The sequence below is a fragment of the Actinomadura sp. KC06 genome (assembly GCF_004348735.1).
Lineage (GTDB): Bacteria > Actinomycetota > Actinomycetes > Streptosporangiales > Streptosporangiaceae > Spirillospora.
On sequence record NZ_SMKT01000118.1, the window covers coordinates 18,522 to 27,188 of the forward strand.

The window sequence follows — 8,667 nt, forward strand, 5'->3', positions numbered from 1 at the left end:
CGTCATCGGCCGGTGAAACGGGCCGGGCGTTTGGCGAGGAAGGCCGCCGCGCCTTCCAGGGCGTCGTCGGTCGCGAACACGGTCTCCGAGCCGTCGAGTTCGTGGGCTAGGCCGTCCTCCAGAGGGGTCTCCGCCGACAGGTCGAGCAGCTTCTTCGCGACCCGCATCGCGACGGGGCCGCGCGAGGCGAGGGTCTCGGCCATGCCGCGTGCGGCGTCCACCGCCTGGCCGTCGTCCACTACGCGGGTGACCAGGCCGATCGCGAGCGCCTCAGCGGCGTCGATCGGCTCGCCTAGCAGGATCATCTCCTTGGCGCGCGCGAGGCCGATCACCCGCGGGAGGCGCTGCGTGCCGCCGCTGCCCGGGGTCACGCCGAGCTTCAGCTCGGGCATGCCGAGCTTGGAGCGGCGGGTCGCGATCCGGAAGTCGCAGCACAGCGCCAGTTCTAGGCCGCCGCCGAGGGCGTGGCCCTCGATCGCGGCGACGGTCGGGACCGGGAGCCGCGCGAGCTGACGGTAGACGAGCCGCTCCAGGAGCAGCTTGTCCTCGGCGACCCGGCCGTGCAGGTCGCGGAACTCAGCGATGTCGGAGCCGGCGCAGAAGGCCCTGCCTCCGGCGCCGTGCACGATGACCGCCCTGACCTGCGGGTCGCGTGCGACCGCATGGAGCGCAGCGCGCAGCTGGCGTGTCAGCTCGCGCGACACGACGTTCATCGGCGGGTTGTCCAGGACGATCTCCGTGCACGCCCCCGAGATCAGGTGTACGAGTTCGGTCATCTCGCAGCCCCTTGCGTGGTGAGGTCGGCCGCCAGGCCCATCGGGGCGGCGGCGAAGAGGCGCGGGTCCATGAGGGCGGGGGCGGCGGGGACGGCGGGCTCGATGTCCATGTGGGCCAGGACGTCCTTCTCCACGTCGATGCCGGGGGCGACCTCGATCAGCGCGAGCCCGCCGGGGGTCAGCTCGAAGACGGCGCGTTCGGTTATGTATCTGACTTCCTGGCCCTTTTCTGCTGCCAGGCGTCCGTTGAAGCTGATCTCGGTGACCGCGTCCACGAACTTGCGGTGGCGGCCCTCGCTCAGGATCGTGAGCGTCCCGTCCTCGACGGTGACGCGGAGGCCTCCGGCTGTGAACGTGCCGACGAAGCAGAGGCGCCTCGTCCGGGTGCTGATGTTGATGAAACCGCCGGGCCCGCGCGGACGGTCGTCGAACGCGTGGACGTTCACGTTTCCGGCGCGGTCTACCTGCGCGAACGACAGGCTGGCGATGTCGAGCCCGCCACCGTCGTAGAAGTCGAACATCGAGGGCTGCTCAAGGCGCGCCTGGTAGCCGTGGCCCGCGCCGCCGTCGCCGCCGAAGGCCGGGACCCCGCCGAAGATGCCCTGCTCGACTGTGAGGGTCAGCGCGTCCGCGATGCCCTCCTCGGCGGCGACGGAGCCGATCTGCTGCGAGATGCCGAAGCCGAGGTTGCAGATGTCGCCGCGGCGGAACTCCATGAGCGACCGCCGCGCGATCACCTTCCGGACGTCCAGCGGCGAGGCCGCGACTCCGGCGGACGGGGCTCGCAGCTCGCCGGAGTAGTACGGGGAGTACGCGGTCGCGTAGGTCTGGCGCTGCGCGGCGTCCACGTAGACGAAATCGACCAGGGCGCCGGGGACGCGGACGTCCGCCGGGCGCAGCGAGCCCCGCGCCGCCAGCCGTTCGACCTGGACGACGACCCTGCCGCCGTTGTTGTGCGCGGCCATCGCCAGCGCGAGCGAGTCGCCGAGGATCGGCTCGTGCTCGAACGTGAGGTTGCCGTCCTCGTCCGCGGTGGTGGCCCGCAGGACGGCGACGTCGATGGGCAGCGCGCGGTAGAGCAGCCATTCGCGTCCGGCCAGCTCGACCACTTCGACCAGGTCTTCGGTGGTGCGCGCGTTCTGCTTGCCTCCCGTCTGCCGCGGGTCGGCGTAGGTGCCGAGGCCGACGTGCGTGATGTGGCCGGGACGACCGGCGGCCATGTCGCGGCACAAAGCCGACAGCACGCCCTGCGGCAGTGAGTACGCCTCCAGCGCGCCGTCCGCCACCAGTGCGCCGAGCCTCGGCTCGTTGCCGATGTTGCTGCCGATCGTCCGGCGTGCGAGGCCGGGCAGTCCCAGCTGCGAGAAACCTGTGTCGGCGAAGTCGCCGATGCCGACGACGCGGACGGTGGTCAGGTCGCGCGGGTGGCCGGTGTCGCGGAACCGCGCCGCCAGCGCGTCGATGAACGCCTGCGGCACGCCGTGCCCGGCGCCCGAGCCGCCGACCCAGACGGCGTCGCCGTCGCGGACGAGCGCGAGCGCGCCGTCGACGGTCCCGATGGCCGGGGTCATGGCATCAGCCCCCCGCTGTTCGGGTTGAGGGTCTGGCCGATGAGCAGCGCGGACGCGTCCGACAGCAGGAAGATCACGCAGTCGGCGACCTCGCCTGGCTCGCCGAACCGGCCCAGCGGCAGCTCGGCCATGCGCTTGCGGCCGACCTCGCCCGCCATGACGGTCCGGCCCATGTCGGTGTTGGTGACGCCGGGCGCCACGCTGTTCGCGCGCACGCCGCGCTGCCCGAACTCGCGGGAGATCGACTTGGCGAGCGCGATCAGCCCGGCCTTGGCGCTGGCGTAGTGCGCGACGCCCGGCCAGCCGACCTGGCCCAGGCGGGACGCGACGTTCACGATGCTGCCCGACCCGCGCTCCAGCATCCCCGGCAGCACCGCCTGGCTGGCGTGGAACGCGGCGGTCAGGTCGGTGGCGATGACGCGGTCCCACTCCCGCGGGGTCGTCTCCAGGAACGGCGTCTCGGGCATGATGCCCGCGTTGTTGACCAGGCCGTCGATCCGGCCGAACCGCCGCTCGGCGGCCGCGACGAACCCGAACACCTGGTCGCGGTCGGTGACGTCGCAGCGGTGGACGTCCGCCTCGGCGCCGAGGGAACGGGCCTCGTCGGCGACGGCCTTCGCGCCTGCCTCGCTCTCCCGGTAGGCGATCGCGACGTCGGCGCCGGCGGCCGCGGCGGCGAGCGCGATCGACCGTCCAAGGCCCCGGCCGCCGCCGGTGACCGCCACCACCCGGCCGTGCAGCGGGCCCGACTCGTTCCGATCCGGCATGCTCATCGTCTCCTGTAAGCGCTTTCAATTTTTCGTTACCATCTCACAGCGTGATGACCACTTCAAGCCCTCACCCGGCGCCGGCCGGCGGACGCGTCGTGGACGTCCACGCGCATGCCGTGCCGGCCGCGTTGCTCGCTGACCTGGAGCGGGGCGGCGGCGCCCCGGGCTCGCCCGTCCTGACCGGTGAACGGCGCATCCGGTTCGGTGCGCGGGTCACCGCCCCCATCGCCGATGGCCTCACTGACGTGCGGTCACGGATCGCGGAGATGGACCGGACGGGCGTGGACGTCCAGGTCGTCTCGCCGTGGCTGGAGCTGAGCCCGGACGAGCTCGACCCCGGCACCGCGACCGGCTTCCTGCACGCCCTGGACGACGCCATGGCGGCGGTCGTGGCGCTGCGGCCCGACCGGCTGATCGCGCTGTCCCTGCTCGACCGGCACGACCCCGTTTCGGCGGCGGACCGGCTGAGGCGCGCGGCGGCCCGGCCCGGGTTCGCGGGCGGCGAGCTCGCGGCGGGCGGGCCGGGCCCCCATCTGGACGACGAGCGCTGGGATCCGCTCTGGAAGGCCGCATCCGACACGGGCGCGCTGGTTTTGCTCCATCCCTGGCGGGCGACGTCCCCGGCGGGGCTGCACGGCGTCGATCGGCTTGGGGACATCGTGGACAACCCGGCGCAGTCGACAGCGGCCGTCGCGGCGATGATCCTCGCGGGGGTCTTCGATCGGTTCCCCGGCCTGCGGCTGTGCGTCGTCCACGGCGGCGGGTTCCTCCCCTACCAGGCCGGGAGGCTCGACGCGATCGCCCGGCTCCGGGCCGACTGGTCCGATGACCGCGTCCCGCCGAGCACGGCCCTGCGGCGGCTCTACTACGACTCGCTCACCCATTCGGCGACGTCGCTGTCCTGGCTCGTCGGCTTCGCCGGGAGCGACCACGTGCTGCTCGGCAGCGACTACCCCTTCCCCACCGGCGATCCCGAGGCCGTCGCGGGGGCGGCGGCGGCACCCGGCCTGACCAGGGTGGAGCGCGCCGACGTGCTCGGCCGGACCGCCGCCGGCCTCCTCGGCCTCTGAGCCGGACCGGCCTTGACAGTGCCGAATCGCATGAAATAGAAAGCGCTTACAGCAATCAGGGAGGTTCACATGGATCAGGTGCGGATCGGCATCATCATGAACGGCGTCACGGGCCGAATGGGGACGCGCCAGCACCTCGACCGGTCGATCGTGGCGATCCGGGACCAGGGCGGGCTCGTCCTCAAGGACGGCCGCCGGCTGGTCGTCGACCCGATCCTCGTCGGGCGCAACCCCGCCAAGCTGGAGGACCTCGCCCGCCGCTACGGCGTCGAGCGCTGGACGACCAGCCTCGACGAGGCCCTCGCCAACGACGACGACGCGATCTACTTCGACGCGCAGACGACGAACCTGCGGGCGGAGGCGGTCCGCAAGGCCATCGCGGCGGGCAAGCACATCTTCTGCGAGAAGCCCACGGCCGTCTCGCTCGACGAGGCCCTCGACCTCGCCCGGCTCGCCGACGCGGCCGGGGTGAAGCACGGCGTCGTCCAGGACAAGCTGTTCCTGCCCGGCATCCGCAAGCTGAAGAGGCTCGTGGACGGCGGCTTCTTCGGCACGATGCTGAGCTTCCGGTTGAACTTCGGCTACTGGGTGTTCGAGGGCGACTGGCAGCACCTCAACCGTCCGTCCTGGAACTACCGCAGCGAGGACGGCGGCGGCCTCGTCCTCGACATGTACCCGCACTGGCGCTACCTGATCGACAACGTCGTCTCGCCGATCAGGTCGGTGCTGTGCCACAGCGCGATCCACATCCCGAAGCGCTGGGACGAGGGCGGCAGGCCCTACGACTCCACGGCCGAGGACGCCGCCTACGGCCTGTTCGAGCTGGAGAACGGCGTCACCGCGCAGTTCACCACGTCCTGGGCCACCCGCCCCTACCGCGACGAGATCGGCGAATGGCAGCTCGACGGCACGCACGGCAGCGCGATCGCCGGGCTCCGCGAGTGCCGGACGCAGTCGCGCGCGAACACGCCGATGCCGGTGTGGAACCCCGACGTCCCGAACCCGATCGACTTCCGCGCGGGCTGGCAGGAGGTGCCCGACAACGAGGAGTTCGAGAACGCGTTCCGCGTCCAGTGGGAGATGTTCCTGCGGCACGTGGTCGAGGACGCGCCGTTCGGCTGGGACCTCCTCGAAGGAGCCAAGGGCGTCCAGCTCGCCGAGCTGGCGCTGCGGTCGTCGCGCGAGCGGCGCTGGGTCGACGTGCCCGGGCTGGCGGTCGAGCCGGCGTGACCTCGCTCCTGCTGCCCTCCGGCACCCGGCTGGAGAAGTACACGCTGCGCGGCGCGCCGCGTCCGCTCCCGGCCCGCCGGGGCGCGCCGCGGACCCGCCGCGCGTACGCGGCCGCGCACGTCGTGGCCGACCCGCTGGCCACCGTCGACCCGGTGCTCGACCCGGCCGTCGACTGGGACGCGACGCTGAGCTTCCGGCACCACCTGTGGGACCTCGGACTCGGCGTCGCCGAGGCCATGGACACCGCGCAGCGCGGGATGGGGCTGCCGCACGGGCTCGTCCGGGAGCTGATCGAGCGCTCGTGCCGGGAGGCGGCGGGACGCGGCGCGGCCATCGCGTGCGGCGCCGGCACCGACGACCTCCCCGACGACCGGCCCGTCGCCCTTGAGGAGATCGAGCGCTCCTACCTGCGCCAGTGCCGGTGGATCGAGGACGCGGGCGGCCGGGTCGTGCTGATGGCCAGCCGGGCGCTGTGCCGGACGGCGCGCTCGGCCGACGACTACCTGTCCGTCTACGGGAAGGTGCTCGGCTCGCTGTCGCGACCGGCGATCCTGCACTGGCTCGGCGACATGTTCGACCCGCGGCTCGCGGGCTACTGGGGCGCCCACGATCTCGATGCCGCCGCGGACACCGTCGTCCGGCTGATGTCGGAGAACGCGGGTTCGGTCGACGGCGTCAAGATCTCGCTGCTGGACGCCGAACGCGAGGTCGCGCTGCGCCGCCGCCTCCCCGCCGGGACGGCGATGTTCACCGGGGACGACTTCAACTACCCCGAGCTCATCAGGGGCGACGACCAGGGCCACAGCGACGCGCTGCTCGGGATCTTCGACGCGATCGCGCCGCTGGCCGCCGAGGCCCTCGCCCTCCTGGACGAGGGCGACGCGGACGGCTTCGACCGCGTCCTGGCCCCGACCGTGCCGCTGTCGAGGGCGATCTTCGAGGCGCCGACGTACCACTACAAGACCGGCGTCGTGTTCCTCGCCTACCTGCGCGGTCTCCAGCCGCACTTCGTCATGCTCGGCGGGCACCAGGGCGCCCGGTCGCCGAACCATCTCGCCCGGCTGTTCCGGCTCGCCGACCAGGCGGGCCTCATCGAGGACGCCGAACTCGCGGCCGGCCGCATGCTCGCCGTGCTGGCGACCGCCGGGATCGACGGAAGGAGCACGGCGTGAGCATCGAACGGCTCGCCATCAACCAGATCACGGTGAAGGGATGGTCCTTCGAGGAGACCGTGCGCGGGCTCGCCCGGCACGGGATCGGCTGGCTCGGCGCGTGGGTCGGGCCCGTCGAGGAGTACGGCGCGGAGCGGGCGGCGGCGCTGCTGCGCGACCACGGCGTGCGGGTGTCCAGCATGTGCCGCGCCGGGTTCTTCACCGGCAAGAACCCCGACGGGGGCGGGCTCGACCACGACGCCAACCGCCGCGCCGTGGAGCTGACGGCGGCGATCGGCGGGGACGTCCTCTACCTGGTCAGCGGCGGCGTCCGCGACGATCTGGACCTGGAGCGGTCCCGTGCGGCCGTCGTTGAGGGGATCGCCGAGCTGGTGCCGTTCGCGGCGTCGGCGGGCGTCCGGCTGGCGGTCGAGCCGCTGCATCCGATGATGTGCGCGGAGCGGTCGGTCACGGTGACGCTCGACCAGGCGCTCGACATCGTCGAGGAGTTCGAGCCCGCGCACGTCGGGCTCGCCGTTGACACCTACAACGTGTGGTGGGATCCCGGCCTCGGCGCGTCCCTGGCCCGCGCGGGCGGGCGGATCATCGGCTACCAGGTGTGCGACTGGCTGGTGCCGCAGCCGCACCCGACGTTCGGGCGCGGGCTCCCGGGCGACGGCGCGATCGACCTCCCGTCGATCACCCGCGCCGTCGGCGCCGCCGGGTTCACGGGCCCGATCGAGGTGGAGATCTTCAACGAGAGGGTGTGGGCGGCGGACCCCGACGACGTCCTCGCCGCCGTCGTCGCGGGCTTCCCGCGCCACGTCCTGCCCTGAGCGTCCGGCCCGCCCTACCGGGGCGGGGCGGCGCTCTCGCGCAGCGCGAGCCTCCCGTCGATCTCCACGACGTGGCGGGGGGACGGAGGACGCAGCGCGAGGTCCATCGCCGTCTCGCCGACCCGCTCCAGCGGGATCTCCACCGTGGTCAGCGGCGGCACGGCGTCGAGCGCGGCGGGCAGGCCGCCGAACCCGGTCACCGACACCTCGTCCGGGACGGAGATCCCGTTCGAGCGCAGCCACGACAGCGCGCCGAGCGCCATGACGTCGGCGACGGCCATCAGGCAGCGCGGCGGGTTCCGGCGGCTCATCAGCGTCTGCGCGCCGGTCAGCCCGCCCTCCCGCGACAGGTCGGTGTAGACGATGTCGTCGCGGTGCAGGACGATGCCGTGGTCCTTGAGGCCCTGCTTCAGCCCTTGCAGGCGGTCGCGGACGGTGAGCAGCCGCAGCGGCCCGGCGACGACGCCGAACGACGTGTGCCCGAGCTCCACGAGCGCGCCTGCCAGCGCGCGCATACCTCCGGCGTTGTCGATCTGGACGAGGTGCCCGATGTCGCGTCCGCGCGTCACCGAGACGACCGACCCGCCGGACTCCTGGTAGTCCTGCAGCTCGGCGCGCATGGCGGCGTTGTGGGCGGTGTCGCGGAACGCGCTGCCCGCGAGGACGAGCGCCCTGACCCGCTGGTCGATGAGCCGCTTGACGTACTCCAGCTCGCGGGCCGGGTCGCGGTACGTGCACACCATGTTGACCAGCAGGTCCTCGCGCTCGGCCACCGTCATGACCCCGCCGCTGAGCAGCGCGAAGTAGCTGTCGCGGACGTCGTGGACGACGAGCCCGACGCTGGTCGAGGACGAGGTGGCGAGCGCGCGGGCGTGCGGGTTCACCCGGTAGCCGAGTTCGGCCGCGGAGGCGAGCACCCGCTCGCGGAGCCCGGCCCGGCCGCCGTAGTTCGGATCGCTCAGCATCCGCGACGCCGTCGCGATCGAGACGCCCGCGTGCGCGGCGACGTCCTGCAGTCGGACCAGGTTGCGGTCGGCCATGGGTGTCGTTTCCTCCCGGGTACGGGCCGTGCCGGGGTGTGGGAGCGCTCGTCCCCCACACGAGGACCGGTCCGCCACATCGTGGCGGAATCCGTAAGCGCTTACAACTCTGCCCCTTGACGTGAGTCTCAACACCTGCCTACATTGCCAGCGCCTGAAACTGAAAGCGCTTACCGTTAGGGGTCTGCCATGGCGAGCTCCGCCCTCCTCCGCCGTCCCCGCC

Annotated in this window: 8 protein-coding genes; 4 read left to right on the forward strand and 4 right to left on the reverse strand. The window is 72.7% G+C overall.

From position 1 onward, the window contains the following. Positions 1–2: 2 nt before the first annotated feature. The 3 genes from E1287_RS30135 to E1287_RS30145 are packed head-to-tail and all read right to left on the reverse strand — an operon-like array spanning position 3 to position 3,114. A complete protein-coding gene (locus tag E1287_RS30135) occupies positions 3–776 on the reverse strand; it encodes an enoyl-CoA hydratase-related protein (RefSeq protein WP_131968652.1) in 774 nt (257 codons plus the stop codon). Then, complete coding sequence (locus E1287_RS30140) at positions 773–2,347, reverse strand: CoA-transferase (RefSeq protein WP_131968653.1); 1,575 nt, start codon at positions 2,345–2,347, stop codon at positions 773–775. The genes E1287_RS30135 and E1287_RS30140 overlap by 4 nt, the downstream gene beginning before the upstream one ends. Further along, positions 2,344–3,114 (reverse strand): SDR family oxidoreductase, encoded by a 771-nt coding sequence (locus E1287_RS30145; protein WP_165969244.1) that lies wholly within the window; start codon positions 3,112–3,114, stop codon positions 2,344–2,346. Before E1287_RS30145 ends, E1287_RS30140 begins: the two co-directional genes overlap by 4 nt. 53 nt (positions 3,115–3,167) lie before the next feature. Between E1287_RS30145 and E1287_RS30150 the strand changes: the two genes are divergently transcribed. From E1287_RS30150 to E1287_RS30165, 4 genes are all read left to right on the forward strand, one after another. Then, positions 3,168–4,187 (forward strand): amidohydrolase family protein, encoded by a 1,020-nt coding sequence (locus tag E1287_RS30150; protein WP_243719536.1) that lies wholly within the window; start codon positions 3,168–3,170, stop codon positions 4,185–4,187. A 69-nt stretch (positions 4,188–4,256) separates the two neighbouring features. Beyond that, complete coding sequence (locus E1287_RS30155; protein WP_131968656.1) at positions 4,257–5,417, forward strand: Gfo/Idh/MocA family oxidoreductase; 1,161 nt, start codon at positions 4,257–4,259, stop codon at positions 5,415–5,417. Then, complete coding sequence (locus E1287_RS30160) at positions 5,414–6,589, forward strand: dihydrodipicolinate synthase family protein (protein WP_131968657.1); 1,176 nt, start codon at positions 5,414–5,416, stop codon at positions 6,587–6,589. Before E1287_RS30155 ends, E1287_RS30160 begins: the two co-directional genes overlap by 4 nt. Beyond that, entirely contained in the window at positions 6,586–7,404 is an 819-nt protein-coding gene (locus E1287_RS30165; protein WP_207934549.1) for a sugar phosphate isomerase/epimerase family protein, read from the forward strand. The genes E1287_RS30160 and E1287_RS30165 overlap by 4 nt, the downstream gene beginning before the upstream one ends. A gap of 14 nt (positions 7,405–7,418) precedes the next feature. Here the strand turns inward: E1287_RS30165 and E1287_RS30170 are convergent, their stop codons facing one another. Then, the gene (locus E1287_RS30170; RefSeq protein ID WP_131968658.1) at positions 7,419–8,444 is read right to left on the reverse strand and encodes a LacI family DNA-binding transcriptional regulator; all 1,026 of its coding nucleotides are present in this window, start codon (positions 8,442–8,444) and stop codon (positions 7,419–7,421) included. Positions 8,445–8,667 lie beyond the last annotated feature (223 nt).